This window comes from Chryseobacterium sp. BLS98 (genome assembly GCF_001045445.1).
Taxonomy (GTDB): Bacteria; Bacteroidota; Bacteroidia; order Flavobacteriales; family Weeksellaceae; genus Chryseobacterium.
The window spans coordinates 987,426-1,005,382 of sequence record NZ_LFNF01000003.1; the positions used below are offsets into that span (position 1 = coordinate 987,426).

The 17,957-nt window shown below is 33.9% G+C and carries 15 protein-coding genes and 1 tRNA gene; 14 read left to right on the forward strand and 2 right to left on the reverse strand.

Annotation, left to right across the window (positions count from 1 at the left end; genetic code table 11):
- Window positions 1-211 precede the first annotated feature (211 nt).
- Window positions 212-643, reverse strand: a complete 432-nt coding sequence (locus ACM40_RS15635) for a type I restriction enzyme HsdR N-terminal domain-containing protein (protein ID WP_048503667.1) — start codon at window positions 641-643, stop codon at window positions 212-214.
- Between the two features lie 7 nt (window positions 644-650).
- Between ACM40_RS15635 and holA the strand changes: the two genes are divergently transcribed.
- The 4 genes from holA to ACM40_RS15655 all read left to right on the forward strand — a co-directional run bounded on the left by holA (window position 651) and on the right by ACM40_RS15655 (window position 3,598).
- Window positions 651-1,688: a DNA polymerase III subunit delta gene (gene holA / locus ACM40_RS15640; RefSeq protein WP_048503668.1), complete on the forward strand. Its 1,038-nt coding sequence runs from the start codon at window positions 651-653 to the stop codon at window positions 1,686-1,688.
- A gap of 283 nt (window positions 1,689-1,971) precedes the next feature.
- Entirely contained in the window at window positions 1,972-2,913 is a 942-nt protein-coding gene (gene trxB, locus ACM40_RS15645) for a thioredoxin-disulfide reductase (RefSeq protein ID WP_048503669.1), read from the forward strand.
- Window positions 2,914-3,158: 245 nt separating this feature from the next.
- Window positions 3,159-3,371, forward strand: coding sequence for a hypothetical protein (locus ACM40_RS15650; RefSeq protein WP_048503670.1), 213 nt, complete (start codon window positions 3,159-3,161; stop codon window positions 3,369-3,371).
- Window positions 3,372-3,513: 142 nt separating this feature from the next.
- Window positions 3,514-3,598 (forward strand) — tRNA-Ser (locus tag ACM40_RS15655).
- Window positions 3,599-3,789: 191 nt separating this feature from the next.
- On the opposite strand, the gene ACM40_RS15660 is transcribed toward ACM40_RS15655, so the two are convergent.
- Window positions 3,790-5,481: a recombinase family protein gene (locus ACM40_RS15660; RefSeq protein WP_083996877.1), complete on the reverse strand. Its 1,692-nt coding sequence runs from the start codon at window positions 5,479-5,481 to the stop codon at window positions 3,790-3,792.
- 894 nt (window positions 5,482-6,375) lie between these two features.
- On the opposite strand from ACM40_RS15660, the gene ACM40_RS15670 reads away from it, so the two are divergent.
- The 10 genes from ACM40_RS15670 to ACM40_RS15715 all read left to right on the forward strand — a co-directional run bounded on the left by ACM40_RS15670 (window position 6,376) and on the right by ACM40_RS15715 (window position 17,905).
- On the forward strand, window positions 6,376-7,614 hold the full coding sequence (locus ACM40_RS15670; protein ID WP_048503672.1) for a GTPase-associated system all-helical protein GASH: 1,239 nt from the start codon (window positions 6,376-6,378) through the stop codon (window positions 7,612-7,614).
- Window position 7,615: 1 nt separating this feature from the next.
- Window positions 7,616-8,578 (forward strand): TRAFAC clade GTPase domain-containing protein, encoded by a 963-nt coding sequence (locus tag ACM40_RS15675; RefSeq protein ID WP_048503673.1) that lies wholly within the window; start codon window positions 7,616-7,618, stop codon window positions 8,576-8,578.
- Window positions 8,579-9,415, forward strand: coding sequence for a hypothetical protein (locus ACM40_RS15680; RefSeq protein ID WP_048503674.1), 837 nt, complete (start codon window positions 8,579-8,581; stop codon window positions 9,413-9,415).
- Window positions 9,412-11,943 carry an effector-associated domain EAD1-containing protein gene (locus ACM40_RS15685; protein WP_048503675.1) on the forward strand — a complete coding sequence of 844 codons (2,532 nt, stop codon included), beginning with the start codon at window positions 9,412-9,414 and terminating at the stop codon, window positions 11,941-11,943. The genes ACM40_RS15680 and ACM40_RS15685 overlap by 4 nt, the downstream gene beginning before the upstream one ends.
- A gap of 2 nt (window positions 11,944-11,945) precedes the next feature.
- Window positions 11,946-13,085, forward strand: coding sequence for a hypothetical protein (locus ACM40_RS15690; RefSeq protein WP_048503676.1), 1,140 nt, complete (start codon window positions 11,946-11,948; stop codon window positions 13,083-13,085).
- A complete protein-coding gene (locus ACM40_RS15695) occupies window positions 13,086-14,117 on the forward strand; it encodes a trypsin-like peptidase domain-containing protein (RefSeq protein ID WP_048503677.1) in 1,032 nt (343 codons plus the stop codon).
- On the forward strand, window positions 14,101-15,042 hold the full coding sequence (locus ACM40_RS15700) for a DNA/RNA non-specific endonuclease (RefSeq protein WP_048503678.1): 942 nt from the start codon (window positions 14,101-14,103) through the stop codon (window positions 15,040-15,042). Before ACM40_RS15695 ends, ACM40_RS15700 begins: the two co-directional genes overlap by 17 nt.
- Window positions 15,043-15,696: 654 nt before the next feature.
- On the forward strand, window positions 15,697-16,938 hold the full coding sequence (locus ACM40_RS15705; protein WP_048503679.1) for a site-specific integrase: 1,242 nt from the start codon (window positions 15,697-15,699) through the stop codon (window positions 16,936-16,938).
- Between the two features lie 108 nt (window positions 16,939-17,046).
- The gene (locus ACM40_RS15710) at window positions 17,047-17,289 is read left to right on the forward strand and encodes a VOC family protein (protein ID WP_117614875.1); all 243 of its coding nucleotides are present in this window, start codon (window positions 17,047-17,049) and stop codon (window positions 17,287-17,289) included.
- 109 nt (window positions 17,290-17,398) lie between these two features.
- A complete protein-coding gene (locus tag ACM40_RS15715; RefSeq protein ID WP_048503681.1) occupies window positions 17,399-17,905 on the forward strand; it encodes a DUF421 domain-containing protein in 507 nt (168 codons plus the stop codon).
- Window positions 17,906-17,957: the final 52 nt, after the last annotated feature.

A 17,957-nucleotide genomic window follows, 5' to 3' on the forward strand; every position in this document is an offset into this window, starting at 1 on the left:
ATGCATTTTTAAATTTTTTTAAATGTATTGTTTTCTTTCTTACTGACCCAAAAATGGCATAAAAGTTTTCAATTTGTTAAATCTAGATAACAGAGAAATTTGTCAATTCAAAAAAAACTGCGTAATCTGAGAGATTTGCGAGAGATTTTTTGTTTTTACTCACAGATCTCTCAGATTACGCAGATCTTATAATGATTTAGGGTAGTGAAAATCAATCAGGTTTATAAAACTGATACTGCTCGTTTTCGTAATAGGCATTAATATGCTGCAATCCATTGGTAAGGATAATTTCTTTGGCTCCGATGATGGAGTTGTACCTTGCCGTCTGTTCAAAAGTTTTTTCAGTCAGTTTGATTTGTGGAGCTTTACATTCTATCAGAATAATGGGTTCTGTCTTCTCAGTCACGAGCAGGTCTATTCTTTTGGTAAGTCCGTTCAGAAGAATCTTTTTTTCGGTAATCAGTGCAGAAGGGGAATAGGCTTTTACAGTAAGATAATAGTGTATCCAATGCTGCCTCACCCATTCTTCGGGGGTAAGGAGAAGGTAAGTTTTGCGGACCAAGTCATAAATAAAAAACTTATCTTTGTCTTTCTTGAATTTAAAATCAAAAGTTTCCTGAAAATTCAGTTTTGGAAGTTCCATTTATAAGATGAAAGAATTAGATTTAATCCTCAAAAGTATTAAAAATAAAGAAGTACTACCTATTTATTTTTTCCACGGAGAAGAACCTTACTTTATTGATGCTGCTGTAAAAGCGCTTGAGCACGATTTTCTGGAAGAAGATGAGAAAGCTTTCAACCAGACGGTGGTGTACGGAAAAGATACTTCCTATCAGGAAATCCTTTCCCTGGCAAGACAGTTTCCTATGATGGGGGACAAGCAGGTGATTATTGTAAAGGAAGCTCAGGATCTGAAATTTAATGAGGAGGAAAACCGTATTCTGGAAACTTATGTAGACAATCCCGTTCCTTCTACGGTACTGGTTTTTGCACACAAGCATAAGAAGCTGGACAGCCGTAAAAAAGCGACCAAGGCACTGGACAAGGCAAAAGCTCTTTTCCTAAGTGAATCTGTAAGGGACAGCAACCTTCCCAAGTGGATTGCAGACGAATGTGCACAGCTGAAGATCAAAACAGCTCCGAATATTTCCCATCTGCTTGCAGAATATCTTGGAAACGACCTTTCAAGAATCGCCAACGAGCTGAATAAGCTCAAGATCATCCTCAAAGAAGGCGAAATGCTGGATGGAACCATTGTAGAAAATCACATCGGCATCAGTAAGGAATATAATGTTTTTGAGTTGCAGAAGGCTTTAGGAACCAAAAATGCAGATGCTGCATTCAGGATAGCCCATTTTATGGGTAAAAATCCAAAGAACAATCCTTTTGTGATGATGCTGGCCAACCTTTACAGCTATTTTTCAAATGTGATTATCTACCAAACCATGGCAGGGCAGCCGCCACAGGTGATTGCATCACAGATGGGTGTAAATCCTTATTTCATTAAAGATTATGCGGAAAGTGCCAGGCTGTATCCTTTAAAACATGCCACCAGGGTTATCTCTATTTTAAGGGAATTTGATATGAAAGGGAAGGGGCTTGGTGCTGTCAACATGGGAGAAGCTGAGCTGATCAAGGAACTGGTTTACAAGATCATTAATGTGGATAAGATTAAGATGAAAGTTTAGTAAGCTTGAGAGTGGGAGAGTTTGAGGGTTTGAGAATGGACAGTAAAAAGTGAAAATATAGATGAATCCGTTCCCATTTCCACACCAGACGCGCATCCCGCACCATTTAGCCCGTACCAAATACCCTGTATCCCGTACCCCGAAACACCTATCACGGATCCAGAACCTACAATTGACAATTGACATATTTGATATTGACAAGTATCATCAAAAATACTTTAATAAAACGGTAAAAATTACGAAATTAGCGGACTGAATTAAAATTCTTTGAACAAGTAAATTTATGGAGCAAAATATTTTAGATTGTGTGATCGTCGGATCCGGGCCTTCTGGCTTCACAGCAGCAATTTATGCAGCAAGAGCAGATTTAAAACCGGAATTGTATACAGGTCTGGAACCGGGCGGACAATTGACAACCACTACGGAGGTTGATAACTTCCCAGGGTATCCGGCAGGAATTACAGGGCCTGAAATGATGATGGACTTGCAGAAGCAGGCAGAAAGATTCGACACCAAAGTTCATTACGAAATGATCACCAAAGCAGAGTTCTCCAAAGAAAACGGCGGTGTTCACAAACTATATGCAGGAAACAAAGAGATCCTGGCAAAAACGGTAATTATCTCTACAGGAGCTACTGCAAAATACCTTGGCCTTGAAGATGAGAAGAAATATGCAGGAGGCGGTGTTTCGGCTTGTGCTACGTGCGACGGGTTCTTCTACAGGGGAAAAGACGTTGTGGTAGTAGGAGCAGGAGATACGGCAGCCGAGGAAGCTACTTATCTTGCCAAACTGACCAGAAAAGTAACCATGTTGGTAAGAAAAGATGTATTCCGAGCTTCCAAAGCGATGATCCACAGGGTAGAAAATACCCCGAACATTGAAGTGAAATTCAACCATGAACTGATCGGTATTGAAGGAGAGAATAGCCTTGTAGAAAGAGCTTTGATCATCAACAACCAGACTCAGGAAAAATCTACAGTTGACGTTGAAGGGATCTTCATCGCTATCGGGCACAAACCGAATACGGATATCTTTGTAGGCCAAATCGATCTTGACGAGAACGGATATATTGTTACAGAGAAAGGATCTACAAGAACCAATCTTCCGGGTGTATTCGCTGCAGGAGACGTACAGGATCATATCTACAGACAGGCCATTACGGCAGCAGGAAGTGGATGTATGGCAGCTATGGATGCTGAGAAATACCTTGCTGAATTACATTAATATTCAGTTTATTAATATAAGGCGTGCCCGTTGGGCACGCCTTTTTTCGTTACGGAGCTCGGGCTCAAACGAAGTTTGAGCCCGAGCTTTTTATCTCTGCTTCATCCAATCAACAAAGCTGATTGCCCCTTAGCCACCTTAAACTATACAGCATCTATCATAAAACTTTGCGTTAAAAAACAATTGTATAAACAGAGATTTGAAAAAGAATTAACTTTGAAGAAAACCTGTGAACAATAAAATATATGGAAACAAAAGTCATAAAAATCACACACATCACCGGAACCTACACCATAGAAGTTGCCGAAGGGAAGCTCAATGAAATGAAAACCCAGCTGGACAAATGCCTGAATGACGAACAAGGGGCCATTGTGGTTAAAGGTGAAGACGGAGACCAGTTCGTATATCCGGCGGATCTTTTAAAAAACAGTTTTATTGCTATAGTAGACCGGGAATAGGCGGGAGTGTCCGGGAAAAATAATTCCCCTGATTTTAAGCCTATTATTAAGTTTTGTTAAAATTTATTCTATAAAAGTTTTGCAGAAATATAAAATCATTTTATATTTGCACCACTGAAAACGACGGTACCACCGTTATTCAGGAGAGTTGGCAGAGTGGTCGATTGCGGCAGTCTTGAAAACTGTTGACTGTAACAGGTCCGGGGGTTCGAATCCCTCACTCTCCGCTTAGGGAGACGTTTATTTTTTAACGTCTCCTTTTTTTGTGTTCTATATTTATTGATTTTCAGTTTGTTACATTGTTTTAGTTAAATATGGAAAAGTGTTCGAGTTTTTCCAATGTTTTTTAACAAAAATACATTTGTCTTCAGAATTTTCGTATTATCCATTATTTTGTGTTCAATATTCCTTTAACCAATCAATCTCGCAATTCAAGATTAGTATCCTTTTTAAAGGATGTGGCTAACATATATAGGAAATCTAAGATCATGATGGCTTCATCCTCATTGATATGTATTCCATTTTTTCTCAGGATTTTTATCGCTTGACTAGTAGAAACCATCCGCCCAGAAAAATATTTTGTACTTCGATTGATATTTTTCTCGATAATTTTTAAAACTTTTTCAGTCTTAGTATTGATTATCCCCTCATACATTGTTACCTTTTTTAGAACTGAATTGATTTGTATAGCTTCAAATTCCTTTGTAGATACATTTATTTGAGAAGGTGTAAACATACTTGTAATATGTCTTTTATCAACAAAGTCTTGAAGTTTATAGACTTTAAAAATGTTAATGTGATCTTTCTTCCATATTTCCTTATGTTTATAAAAATCCATATTCAATTTCTGTGTAAGATGCTGTAATCTCTCGTTTAAATTATAAGTAATTTCATTATGTTCTTTTTTCATTTCTCTGAAATCTTCGAAATCTATTTTTCCAGCCAATAGGTATCTTCTTGCTTTTGCTAGGAGTTCCTTATTCTGAGAAATTTCTGTAAAAAGGCTTTTTTTTTCATTTAATGCTTGTCTTCTTGCTGTGAATATATTTTCATCTTCGAGAAGGAGATCAAAAAGTTCATATACATTGGGAAGGAGGGTTATTTTTTTTAAGAGACTTTCGTATGATTTTTCCAGAAAATCTGTTCTAAATCTACCTTTGCATTTAGAAGTGTTACAATGATAATAGCTATATTTTTTATGTTTACCCTGAGAGGTACTGCCTGTCAATGTTCGTCCACAAAAAGGACAATTTATGAATCCTCTAAGGGGGAACAGATATTTCGTTTGAAGTTTTGACTCTCTCTGTTTACGTTTACTTTTGAGTAATAATTGAACCTTACGGTAAAGGCTCTCCGATATGATAGGTTTATGAATTCCTTTTACATATTGAATATCCTCATCTTTGGTTGCTTTAACCGTAATTATTCCACAATAAATAGGATTATGCAATATCTTCCAAAAATTATTCTTACTGCATTGAAGACCTTTTTGAACAGTCATCATTCTAACTTGATTGATCGAATACGTTCCTGTTGCAAACTGGTCAAAAGCCCATTTAATTAAATCCGCCTCCGGTTGTTTAGGTTTCATTATTTTTCTACCTTCTTGTGTAGACTGGTTAATATATCCCATTGGAGCTCTTCCTGGCCATCTTCCCATTTTTCTAGCTCTACGCATTCCATCTGAGGCGTTACGTCCCCTTCTATTGTTTTCGGCTTCGGGTATCGAAAGATATACAGCAAGCATCACAATACTTTCGGGGACATCAAAATCGATTGGTTGGTCAATAGCAAATGGTTTTGCGTTCAATCCTCTTAGAATACCAAGCATTTGATAAGCATACTCAATATTTCGACTAAAGCGATCCCATTTGATGAATAGTATATTTTCTGCTGGCCTTTTTCTATTGCTTTTTAATATTTTAATAAGGTTTTTCCATTCCGGTCGATTAAAATCCTTTGCTGAAAAGTCCTCTCTGAAGATTCCTTTGACAACAATTTGGTTCAATTCACAATATTTCAACAATCTTTCTTCCTGCTCAGGAAGAGAGTAGCCTTTTCTCATTTGTTCGTCAGTACTAACTCTGACATATAAATATGCTGATTTCATAAATATAGGTTTTGAAATATTAACGGTTAAAGAGGGCTACTTTATTGAAATGAAATTTTAGAGGTGGTTTAAATAATCGGTATCTTTAAAATCTGCGTTAAAATAACAACCATATATAATTAATAAAAGAATGACGGTATTATTAATGTATTTCTAATTTTTTACCACCGCAGTGTTTTTCATGGGAATTGTAAGTGGCAATAGGGGCGGCCAGATATTGGAGCAGTTTTCAATGTGCTATATCAGGAAAGTCAGAAATCTCTTTTTACACAACGAACAAAAGGTGATAAATAGGTGTTTGATCATGATAAATTGTAGTCAAAAAAACAATTCCAAAAAGTCAATTATTAAAAAAGATAAATTATTTTTTGTTAAAACCTGATATTTTTTTCTTGCATCTAGATTTAAAGGTATTTTCTTTGTTTATATGCTTAATTGTTTGGATATTTTTTACTAGTTTTTCAAACGGATATGAAGAAATGTTTGAAATTATTTTTTTACAAATACCATCCAATACCTAATTGGTTTATTTGGGTTTGTTTTTCCAGTTTTTGTATATTTGAAATAGTTATTATGAGTTATAGAGATTAAGAACCTTATTTACCCCTCGTTACTTATAGCTTGTTCTATTAGGTTCCCTGAAACCAAACCGATAGGTGTAGTTAGTATCACAAGTTACAATCTTTTATTAATTTGTAACACATGAGATAAAATCTCACTGATTTTACGGTTTTCCATAATTATAATATCTATATTTTTCTTATTTTTATCGTAAACTGATAAAAAACAATTTAGTCATATAATTACACATCTGGTGAATCAATTTTATTGAATATTCTAATAAAGCTTTCTTCAAAAAATTGGTTAGGTGTGCTGTAAAAAATTAGAATATTTATGCTGCAAAAGTACCTGAATGCAAACCTTCTGAATGTCACAGATGATGACGATCATAAAAAATTATTGAAATCCTCGGAAGAACTAACTAAAAAATTATTAAAAAGTAAGGCAAAGGTCGCACTTTTTACTTTAATCGCTATAGATCCTGACATAGATCCTGAAAATCCGTCCATTTTGGAAGTAAAGGCTCTAATTATCAAGCATTGGACAACATTTTCTACAAATGCGAAAGATACAGCTCTAGTGTTTATCAGAGCAGTGATATTTGATTCTTTGAGTCGTTTATTAGATAAAGAGGGATTTGCAGAAACTATTTGGTTTGCAAGTAGGAATATCATAAAATACCGTAAATTAATTGGAAATGAAAAAGAAATCATTTTCGAATTTTTAACTAATATTGGAAAGTCTATTAATCAAAAAGGTATTCAATCATGGTCTATTGAACCTATGAATAACTCAGCCAAACAGTTAGAATTAAAAACGGTTGAAAGGTATACGTTAAGCGAAGAAACTCTAACAAAATATTTAGAGGATGCAGCAGGACCTCAGGGAAAATCAGGAGCAGCAAATTTTGCAACCCCCAATCCTTATTGGAGTAATCAACAAACACATTGGTCTTTAGAATTTGCTCCAAGAGCATCTAAAGGAATTAAAATTAATGTTGATGCCTCATTAAAAGCAATAGTAAATACAGTTAATGAAAATAATGCAACAATTCAAAAAGCAATAAATAGTAATTCATTAACTGAGTCTGATGATGAAAAGCAAAGGATTCTGGCTTTAAGATCTCAATTGTTATGGTGGAAAGAAGCTGGCTATTCAGATTCTACAGATAAAGCCTATGATGAAATAAATTCGAGAACTATGGGTTTAGTCTTAGCTTGTGATTATGCCGAAATTATTCCTACCATTTATCCTAAAAGTGTTGACTATTTTCTAAAGCATACTTACAGGAATATATTGAAAAATAATAGTGGAGAATTAAATCTAAAAGATTTTTTTGATAATATAAAAAATTCTGAAGATCAATTAAATCATGTAATTCCTGAGACCGATTTAATTGAAGAGTTGCCAAACTTGCTAAATTTTGTAAGTAAACTGTCAAGAAATCAGGTTAATATTTCTCAAGTTATGGAATTGACTGGTATTCCTGAAGATACTGAAGTAAAGGAAGACGAATTAGTTGTGTGGTTATTTCACGATTTTTTATTATTAAAAGTTTTAAAACAAAAGTAGTATGGAATATAAATGTTCCAACCCTGATTGTATTCCTGAATCTAATTGCCATGAAGGAAAAGAGACTTATGAGCAATGTGAATATTGGAAAAAAGCAAATTATATAGAAGAAAAAAAATCAAATGTTGTTAAACAAAAAGGTAAAAATTCAACTTTACCGTGGACAGGAAATGCACTAAGTATTTTAGATTTGTCTAAAATAACTTATCGATCTACACCTGTTATTATTGGAGTTGTTGGAAAAGCCGATGCTGGAAAAACGACTTTTTTAGCAATGTTGTATACATTAATGTTAAAAGGCGGAAGTCTTACTGGATTTAAATTTTGTGGCACTAAAACTATACATACATGGGATAGTCTCTACCAAACATTACTTATCGGTAAGGAGGGTGTGAAATTTCCTGATCCAACTCCGGCAGAGTACATAAGGTTCTTACATTTAGCTTTAAGAAATGAACAAGGAAAGTTAAAAGATATTCTTATTTCGGACGTTGCTGGTGAGGTATTTTCAGCCTGGTCTAAGAATAGAAAAGATACCAACGCAGAAAATGCGCGTTGGATATATGAAAACTCCAACGCTTTTATTTTATTTATAGATTGTAAAGACCTAATTGAAAGAAAGGCACAGGGGAAAAATGACGTTTTAGACTTAGCGCAGATGCTGAATCATGATCTTCATGATAGACCTGTAATTGCAGTGTGGTCAAAAAGTGATATAAAACAGGAGATCCACTCAAAAATAGTTACAGATATTAAAGAAGAACTTGCTGAAAAATATAAGAATTTCTATGAAATTGAAATTAGTAATTTTTCAGTTGATGATCCTGACATCTTGGTGCACAAGAATAATCTATCAGTTATTGATTGGATATTATCCAAAGTATATGTTAATACGGGCGCTGTTTTAGATAACGCAGTAGAGATAAAATCCAATGATTATTTTTTAAAATTTAAAAAAGATTAAATGCCTAAATCAATATTACTGCTCGGAAAGCCTCATGCCTCAAAAACTGTTTTTCTTTCACAACTATATTCAAAATTGAAGAAAAATAAAAGTAGTCTTAAGCTCTATAAACCTGTTGAGGATCTTTCTCCAATTGCTGAAGCTAGAGATTCTTTAGCGTCTGGTAAAGGACCTGTTACTACACCAGCGGAAAAAAGTGTGAAATTTTATTTACCACTACAGGTAAATGATAATCAGGTTGATTTAAAATGTCCAGAGTACGGTGGAGAGCAAGTTCTCGATATTATGGAATCAAGGGAACTTAACAGAGAATGGAAATCTTCGATAAAGGAAAGTGATAATTGGGTTTTATTTATAAGATTAAATAACATAGGAAATCGCTTAGATATTGCGGATTCTACCTATAAAGAAAATCCCGCTGCAAAAGGTAATAAAGACCTTGAAACTTTCGAATATCATATATCTGATCAGAGTTTTTTTATTGAACTTTTACAGATTATAATGAATGAAAAAGGAACCGATTTCCATTTGTTAAATAGTGACATAAAACTAACAGTAGTATTAACATGCTGGGATGAAATGGAGGTTAAAGGTAATCCCAGCCCTTGCTCTATATTAAAAGATAAGCTACCTCTTCTTTTAGATTTCGCTGAATCTAATTGGGATAGATCCTCATTAAAAATTTTAGGATTATCCGCACAAGAATTTAATTTAGATTCAGAAGATAATCAGGAAAAATACATGATTGAAGGCCCAGAAAATTTTGGATACTTAATTTTGGAGGACGGGACCAGATCAGAGGATATTACGAAATTAATAGAATTAGCTATACAGTGATAATTCATCAATCAATATATGGTGAAGTGGATCGTGCTTGGTCACTGATCCGGACAAGCCAAAAAGACAATACCTTTGCGAAAAATATTGCCCTTAAAACAGATCTTCAAGAACAGACAAGTGGCACGGTTTGGCAACCTGCAATTAGAGGATTTGTAATTGAAGATCATTTCTTAATTATTAAAACTTTTGATGACAATACGGAAGGCGTACGCAGAGGTAGAAAATTCAGTCATGTTTTAATGGCTGACATTAATGACATTATTAAGTTAAAAAGCATAAAGCCATTATTTAAGCTGTTAATCCAAGAAGTTGATAAAGATTTGCAACTTAGTCCCATTGAATTTGAAATCGGTAAAAACTCACAGGCATCGGAAAAAATAGTTGATCCTCGTTTGCAAAAAATGATTTATGGATATATTCATATTGCAGAATATAAAAATAAAATTTTATGGATTGGCCAAGATTCATTTGACATAGCTGTCGATCAATTATGGAAAGTGCTTACAGTTCCAGAGAAAAAATCATTCAATTTTGGAGTTACCTTTAATAATGATCAAAGTGACAATGAGGGTATTAACTTATTTTCATTACCCGATAGCGTAGCGAATAGGTTTATAAAAACTGAAAATTTCATTGTAAACAAGAAGGAGGCTTTTACATCGGAAGGCCTTTTGGTCAAAATTTTGTGTGGCGATGAAGATGCTATTTTGCGATTACAAAATTTTGAGAAGATTATTGAGTGTAATCCACTTTCGAGAAGTGAAATCAATATTGTAGAAAAGGTCATTGATACCTTTGAGGAAATAGATTTTGTATCTGATCTTAAAAAATTAAATACTTTATCTCATTTAATTGCAAAATATTCCCCTTTGGAATCGAGTGGTGCTAGTTTTAAAAAGAAGTTATTAAAAAAAATTGTACTGCAACTAGAGAATTGTACTTATAAAGATTTAAGTGTATTAAGAATTTTCAAAATTTCAAGTTATAATAATTCTCAAAAAATATTACAGGACTGCCTAGTGAAATTTATTCAGAAAAGAATATTTTCAACTCGCACTACCAAATCTGATTTACAAGAATTCTTTCAAAATTTTAAGACTGAAAATGATCACTGGTGGGATTTAAAAATGGTTGAGGAATTAAAATTATATTTAAATACTATCAATTCGAAAAAAGTTAAAACAGTCTACAATTGGATCGTCGAAATTCCGGAAGTCCTGCAGCAGATTAACAAATTTTTGGATAGTTCCAGCAATCTGGAAGATGAATTCATAACTTGTTTACCTACCCAACATGTCGATAGGTTTTGGAATGAAATTATAAGCTTTTGTTTAGAGAGAAAATGGTATAAACTTTATGCACATTTATTACTTACAAAGTATTCCATGGAACATTCTCTGACGGAACTTTTAAAAGTTGATATTGATGAAAATAATTATTCGGCAATTCATGTAATTGTTGATAAAAAGCCATCTAAATCCATTATAGGTTATACTATAGCGAATGGAGATCCGAGATTGATAAAAATATGTGGAAAATTATGTAATAATGAACCAAACTTACTAGCAAATATAGATCTTTTCGACAATAACTGGCAAAAAATATGGATTGAAGCTATAAATAATGGGAATACTATTACCGATGGCATAAGTAATCCAAATGAGAAATTAGAAACATTTTTAAATGGGCTCATTGAAGGAAAAAAAATTGACGAATTTTTGTTACTAAAATTATCAGAGTCAGTATATGGGAACTTAATAAATTATCCAAATTGTAATAACCTTTGGGTACTTATTGAAAACCCGGTAAAAGATAATTTTCTTAATAAAACTACCACTGCGCTTTTGGAAGAACTTAGTAAAAACCCCTCCTTTTCAATACCAAATGATCCTGTTATTGAACAACATATTAGCGGTAAAGGAATAGCTGATTATCTTTATTATAACAGTAATAACATTATGTCAGTAATCCCTGTATTTGAACGCTTTACTCATTTAACGGATAGAAATTTAGAAGATTACTTAGTTAACTATTCAGGTAGCATTGACGCTATACATGCAAAGCAATTGGGGCAGCTTATTTACAGGAGAAGTCTTAACCGTTCAGCTTATGTTATATATAAAAAAGCTTCAAAAAATAATAATTGGAGATTTGCATTAGTAGAATGTCAACATTTATTGGAATTTTTTACAAGGGCGAAAATCGCATTTCTTAAAATAATTGATAAGGTAAATATTCCAACTGATGAGTGGTGGAGCGCTGTACATGACGTAGTTATCGATTTATATTCGAATGGAAGTAGTTTAAGTACTATCTGGCAAAAAGCAGGAGGTAAAGAATCGGATATTTTAATTTCTGGAAGCTGTGCAGATGCGTGGAGGGATCTCCTTCATAAATTAAGATATGGGAAAATAAAAAACGTAACTATGAATGATTTGCTCGTAGAGATAAATAAGCAATACGGCGGCAATAAAAATTTTGAAATAATATATAAACTTAGAGCAAATTATATAAAAACAAAATAACCATGAGCCTATTTGAACTTCAAAAAGGGACTAACTTTTTGGAAACTTTAGAAAATTATGCTCTTGCGGCAGTTGGAGCAACAAAACCAGAAGAAACTGAGGATGATATAGCAACATTTTATACGGATGAGGAATTCTGGTTTCAAGTTTTAAATGATCCAGATTACCATTGGAACAAGAAAGTTACTTTGGTCGATTTTGTTATTTCTGATTGGATCGCAAGAGTACCGGGATTATATTATATGCCTGGTTCAAAGAATTTGAGAATAAATGCTGAAAGTAATGTATCTAATGTAATAAGAGAATTTAAAGAATTTAATCCTACTGGAAAATCTCAAATGGTAATGGGTGGTATAGGTACACTTTTGCTTCCACCAACATCTGATGGTAAGATTTTAATGTCTGCAACTTCATCCTTCAATTCGTCACTAGGAGTACCATTATTAATATTTCCTGAAGTTCTCAATTTTATAAAACATGGGTTTTTAGTCAGTATTAAAGAAGCTAAATGGCAGGCGATGGAAGAAACTTGGAGTAAGCGGTTTGCTTCAACAGATAACATTCCTAGGGGGTATTTAGTTATCGATTCAATCGAAAAAATAGAAATCATAAGTAAATATGAATTCCCTGTTGTTTACCATCCATTTTCTATTATGGAATACGAGAAAAAGGAAGGGTATTTTTATGACTATGTGTATTTTACATCTGATTCAAAATCTAGAAATGCAGAAGACGATATTGTCGATTTTTTTCATAATTATGCGAAAAAAGAAGATAGGTTTGGGGAGTATTTAATTTCTTCAAATATGGTAAATCCATTATTCCCGTCAAGATACGTTTCGGCATCGGATCTAAATAAAGAATCTGAAAGAGCCAATTTAGAGCTGTTGCAGCATCGAATTCGAGATACATTTTTTAAAAAAGTCTCATTGGAACAGCTAATGATAAAACTCCCGATGCATTATGATTCTCTTGCTTCCTTGAAAACATTGTCAAGAATGGTAGGTATTAATCCAAATAGAATAATGGAAGGCTCTGCGGTTGAATTTAGCAACCAATTAATTAATCAGTGTATTAAACAGAATAAGATAGAAACCCTAGTTGATCGACTATCTTATGAAAACGCAAAAATATTTAAATAAATGGGGAAGACAATAAAATTAACACAATTAACTGATGTATTAAGTGATTTAGTTCCCATTAAAGAGAGCATACCAAAATATGTCAGAGACGCTGGTTTAAAAATTCAGCATATTGACACAACTGGAAGTGCGATGAATGTTTGGAATAATGTGTTATATGAAGCTGATAAACATCACGCTGTGGACGAAGTAGTAAGAGCGGTTCTTAATGTATATCCCGAAAATCCATTTTTGAAAGCGGCGTTGTCAGAACAAGAGATTGATTACACATTAGATAAAGACGTTAATCCTATTTGGCACAAGTTTGAAAATTTGCAACTGGAAAAGTTGACAATGGAACAAAGTACTTTACTTCCAATCAATTTTTTAGCAAAGGGTGTAATAAAAAGCAAAGCTGTTGCCAAAGTAGAAATTGATAAAGGAGGTAATATGGTTGGAAAGGGAACTGGATTTTTAATAAAAGTAAAAGGAATTGATGATCTCTTCTTTATCACAAATTATCATGTTCTTCCGGATAAGGATAAGATTGACAAAATTAGAATAGTTTTTGATTTCGAACTGGATGTCAATGATAATAGTGTGGCATCAAAAAGCTTTTATATTGACGAAGAAGGACCTTGGTATTCTTCTGGGATCCATGAATTAGATACTACAGTGTGTAAGCTTAAAGACGATGACAATCAATTAAAGAATTATGGCTTTTTGGAGTTGGATCATACAGATCTTCCAGAAGATAAATTTGTAAATATAATACAGCATCCTGGAGGAGAAATGAAACAAATATCGCTTTATCACAATATAATAACTTATTCTGATGAAAGGATAGTACAATATCTGACAGATACCTTAAAAGGATCTTCCGGTTCTCCTGTATTTAATTCGAGATGGGAAGTTGTAGCTCTTCATCATAGTGGTGGGGAAAAAAGAAATGGCGAAGTTGAACTTCCCAAAGGTTTCAAATCTCGTAATGAAGGAATTGTCATTAATCCAATTGTAGAATTTATTAAATCAAGCCATGGCAAAAATAATTAATGAAGTACTTTTTAAGGGATACCAATCACAGTTTATTCAGGGACATGAAATCTCGCTTCCAGAGCTTAATGCAGATCAAATAATGGATTTGTCTGGAGACGTCAATGGCAGTACTACAATTCATTATGTAAATTATAGCTTACAAATTTCCAAATTACATAAATTTCCCTTTTACACTGCAACAAACGTTGACGGGGAAATGTTTAAGAAGGCGCCAAGAAAAGATTATTGGCGTAAAGACCCAAGATTATCGAAAGATGCACAGTGGGGAAATGAACTTTATACAGCTGCAAATAGCCAGTTCGACAGAGGTCATATGACAAAGCGTGAAGATGTTCAATGGGGCGATACGGTGGCTAAGGCATTGTATGCTGCAGATTCAACTTTCTATTTTCCAAATGCAGTTCCACAGCATAAAAGATTAAATAGGGTGATTTGGCGTAGTCTTGAGGATTATATTTTACATACTGAATCAAAAGTAAATAATTTAAAAGTTTGTGTATTTACTGGACCGGTACTTTCTGATGAAAATCCGTTTTTTGTGACTCGAGTAGATAATAGCGAAGTTAGAATTCCGATACTATTTTGGAAAGTAGTTATCTTCCAAAAAAATGATGGAAAACTTTATAGAGTTGGTTTTATGATGAATCAAAATAAGTTGCTCTTAGAAGACAATATTATAATGGATCTGGAAAATGACAGTGATTTATATATGAAGTTCAAGGATTCTGAAACATATCAGGTAAAAGTTCCCTTAATTGAAGAACTTAGTGGAATAACCTTTTCTTCCGCCATCGATATTTACAATGATGAACGCTCTTTAAAACTTATATTAAATGAAATTGAAATCGATCCGGATTTAGAAAGTGATGATTTGGATCCCAAAGATTTTTTAGGATTTACTATACAAAATATCGTACTTTAAAAATGAGAAAAAGTCAATAGGTGACACACCTATTGACTTTTAATGCTTTTATCTACTATAACAACTCACCATAAAAATTACTATCAACTTTATAAGTATGGTTGATCTTATCATTTTCACATTTGCCAATGAGGGAAGTAGGCTGGAATGTTGTACAGGTAAATGAATAGTTTAGACCAATAACTAAGTGTGAAGTGACTCAGAATAAGTTGGGATTGCACTTTCATTCAAAAAATATCTAGGTAAATAAAAAGGTATTTCATCTTTTAAAAATTAACAAAGTAATGCAACACTCATATGTTATTTTACTTTAATGATACATAGAGTTTTTATTCTACTTAATATTTTCAAAGAACGATAATAATGGCAGAAGTAGTTCGACAGGATTCCCTCTCTCCCCGCCAGGTTGGAAACCAAAATAAGCTAAAACGCTGTAAACATCGATGTTTACAGCGTTTTTTGTTTTAGCACAGGCGTCAGAAAAAACAAAAAAGGCCATATTAAAAGTGACCTATTCAGTGACCTATCGTAAAAATATCAAAATAGGTTACTGGAATCTTTGGAAAGCCCGACCAATAGGCAGTCTAACGATTGAACATCTTGCAAAAAGTGGTAACAAAAAGTAAATTATTAAACCATTAAAGTTATCACACAATGAACAAAACATTCAACCTGTTATTCTACATCAAAAAGAATAAAATCAGAACAAACGGAACCGCTCCCATCTACTTACGAATTACGATAGACGGCAAGGCAGCCGACATTGCTGCTAAAAGGTATATCGATCCGAAGAAATGGGATGTTAAAGCACACAAGGCATTAGGAAATACTCAAGAAGCCAAAACGCTGAATCTTTATCTAAAAACTTTGGAACAGAAAGTTTACGATTTCCATTACCTGATGCTGAAAGAAGAAAACTTTGTAACTGCAGAGAGTTTAAAATCTAAACTGCTTGGAACAGATATTGAGCAAAGAATGCTTATTCCGATATTCCAGGAAGATAATGACAAAGTGGAAGCTTTGGTCGCTCAGGATTTTGCCCCAGGAACATTGGAGTGCTATAAAACATCTTTAAAGCATACCCAGGAATTCATTAATTGGAAATACAAAGTTTCTGATATCGACATCACGCAAATCGATCACGGTTTTATGAGTGATTACGACTTCTGGCTCCGCAGTGTCCGTAAATGTGGAAACAATACAGCTGTGAAATACCTCAAGAATTTCAAAAAGATCATTCGGTTGTGTATGGCGCACGACTGGATTAGTAAAGACCCTTTTTGGGCTACAAAGCAAAAATCAAAGCTATGGAGCGTCCTTACCAAAGGAGAAATTCAGATCTATGAAAAGAAATTCGCGTCAGATCGATTGAGCCAAGTTCGCAATATCTTTATATTCAGCTGTTATACCGGCCTGGCCTATGTGGATGTCAAGCAATTGTCTAAGTCTAACATCAACGTTGGGATTGATGGCGATCAATGGGTTTTCACTCATCGTCAAAAGACCGATACTTCAACTAGGGTTCCGTTATTGCCTGTAGCTCAGGAACTGGTTTTAAAATATGAGAATTATTTGCAATGTGTGAATTCAGATGTTTTATTCCCTATTCTTAGCAATCAGAAAATGAATTCGTATTTGAAGGAAATTGCGAGTGTTTGCGGTATCAATAAAGATTTAACTTTCCATATCGCAAGGCATACGTTTGCGACTACTGTTACTTTGTCCAATGGTGTCCCTATTGAAAGTGTAAGTAAAATGCTCGGGCATACGAATATTAAGACTACCCAGCATTATGCGAAGATTTTGGATAAGAAAGTGAGTGATGATATGGTTGCATTAAAGGATTTATTTAACACTAAAAATATCAGTGGTTTAAACAACAATAAAAGATTATAATTTTCAGAAATTTCTAATTGTGTTGACTTGAAAAATCATTTAGACAGCTAAACTATTTATGGGAATTTATTTTTTCTGTTATTTTTATCCACACATGATCATTACCTAATGCTGCAGAAAGATGATCTGCAATTGCATTTTTTTGAATTTAAAAACCTTGTTCCGGCCGAAAATTATGGACAAATCTACATCCGGACGACATCCATTGAAAATTTGTACAATACTTTCATCGAAAATAAAGTTCCAATACATCCCAATGGAAATTTAGCGGAAAAACCTTGGGGACAAAAAGAATTTTCCATTCTTGACCCCGATAGTAATCTGATCACATTTGGAGAAGCAATGAATTAAAAACAACTTTGAAGTAAGAGATTACATCGTAAAACATTCGTATGAAGATCATTCTCATTCCAGAGCATTTCTGGCATTATTTTATCAACACTAATGATAAAAATGGGAAATGAAAGATCTACTATTTGAAAATTGGGAAAAGCTTGGAAAGGTCGCATTAATGACCATTGCCTCTTTTGTTATTCTATTCCTTTTCATCAGGGTCTCAGGAAAAAGAACCCTGGCCAAGTTCAACGCTTTTGATTTTGTGGTCACGGTCGCTCTGGGTTCCACATTGGCCTATATGATGCTTGCAATGGTTCCATTGGCAGAGGGTGTAATGGTCTTATTTCTGATAATAGCCTTACAATACCTGTTCGCGAAATTGGCCAGTACTTCCGATAAGATGGAGCACCTTATCAATTCCTATTCGCGCTTACTGTTCTATAAAGGCAAATACCTCAAAGACAATATGAACACCGAGGCCATAACGGTTGATGAGATCAACGCTGTAGTACGTCAGGAAGGACTTGAAAAGTTAGATGATGTTCTGGCAGTTGTCATCGAGCTCAATGGAGAGATCAGTGTCATCAAAAAATCGGATACTCCGGGTGGTAAAAGTTCTTTGGATCCCTGACGGTAAATAAAAAAACATAGATGATCTGTATGAAGTATTGTCTGTATGAAAC

Coding starts and splice junctions, on each gene's coding strand:
- ACM40_RS15705 (WP_048503679.1), top strand. CDS start 15,697: ATGAACAAAACATTCAACCTGTTATTCTACATCAAAAAGAATAAAATC.
- ACM40_RS15650 (WP_048503670.1), top strand. CDS start 3,159: ATGGAAACAAAAGTCATAAAAATCACACACATCACCGGAACCTACACC.
- ACM40_RS15700 (WP_048503678.1), top strand. CDS start 14,101: ATGGCAAAAATAATTAATGAAGTACTTTTTAAGGGATACCAATCACAG.
- ACM40_RS15695 (WP_048503677.1), top strand. CDS start 13,086: ATGGGGAAGACAATAAAATTAACACAATTAACTGATGTATTAAGTGAT.
- ACM40_RS15680 (WP_048503674.1), top strand. CDS start 8,579: ATGCCTAAATCAATATTACTGCTCGGAAAGCCTCATGCCTCAAAAACT.
- ACM40_RS15715 (WP_048503681.1), top strand. CDS start 17,399: ATGAAAGATCTACTATTTGAAAATTGGGAAAAGCTTGGAAAGGTCGCA.
- ACM40_RS15675 (WP_048503673.1), top strand. CDS start 7,616: ATGGAATATAAATGTTCCAACCCTGATTGTATTCCTGAATCTAATTGC.
- ACM40_RS15690 (WP_048503676.1), top strand. CDS start 11,946: ATGAGCCTATTTGAACTTCAAAAAGGGACTAACTTTTTGGAAACTTTA.
- ACM40_RS15635 (WP_048503667.1), bottom strand. CDS start 643: ATGGAACTTCCAAAACTGAATTTTCAGGAAACTTTTGATTTTAAATTC.
- ACM40_RS15660 (WP_083996877.1), bottom strand. CDS start 5,481: ATGAAATCAGCATATTTATATGTCAGAGTTAGTACTGACGAACAAATG.
- ACM40_RS15670 (WP_048503672.1), top strand. CDS start 6,376: ATGCTGCAAAAGTACCTGAATGCAAACCTTCTGAATGTCACAGATGAT.
- holA (WP_048503668.1), top strand. CDS start 651: ATGAAAGAATTAGATTTAATCCTCAAAAGTATTAAAAATAAAGAAGTA.
- ACM40_RS15710 (WP_117614875.1), top strand. CDS start 17,047: ATGCTGCAGAAAGATGATCTGCAATTGCATTTTTTTGAATTTAAAAAC.
- trxB (WP_048503669.1), top strand. CDS start 1,972: ATGGAGCAAAATATTTTAGATTGTGTGATCGTCGGATCCGGGCCTTCT.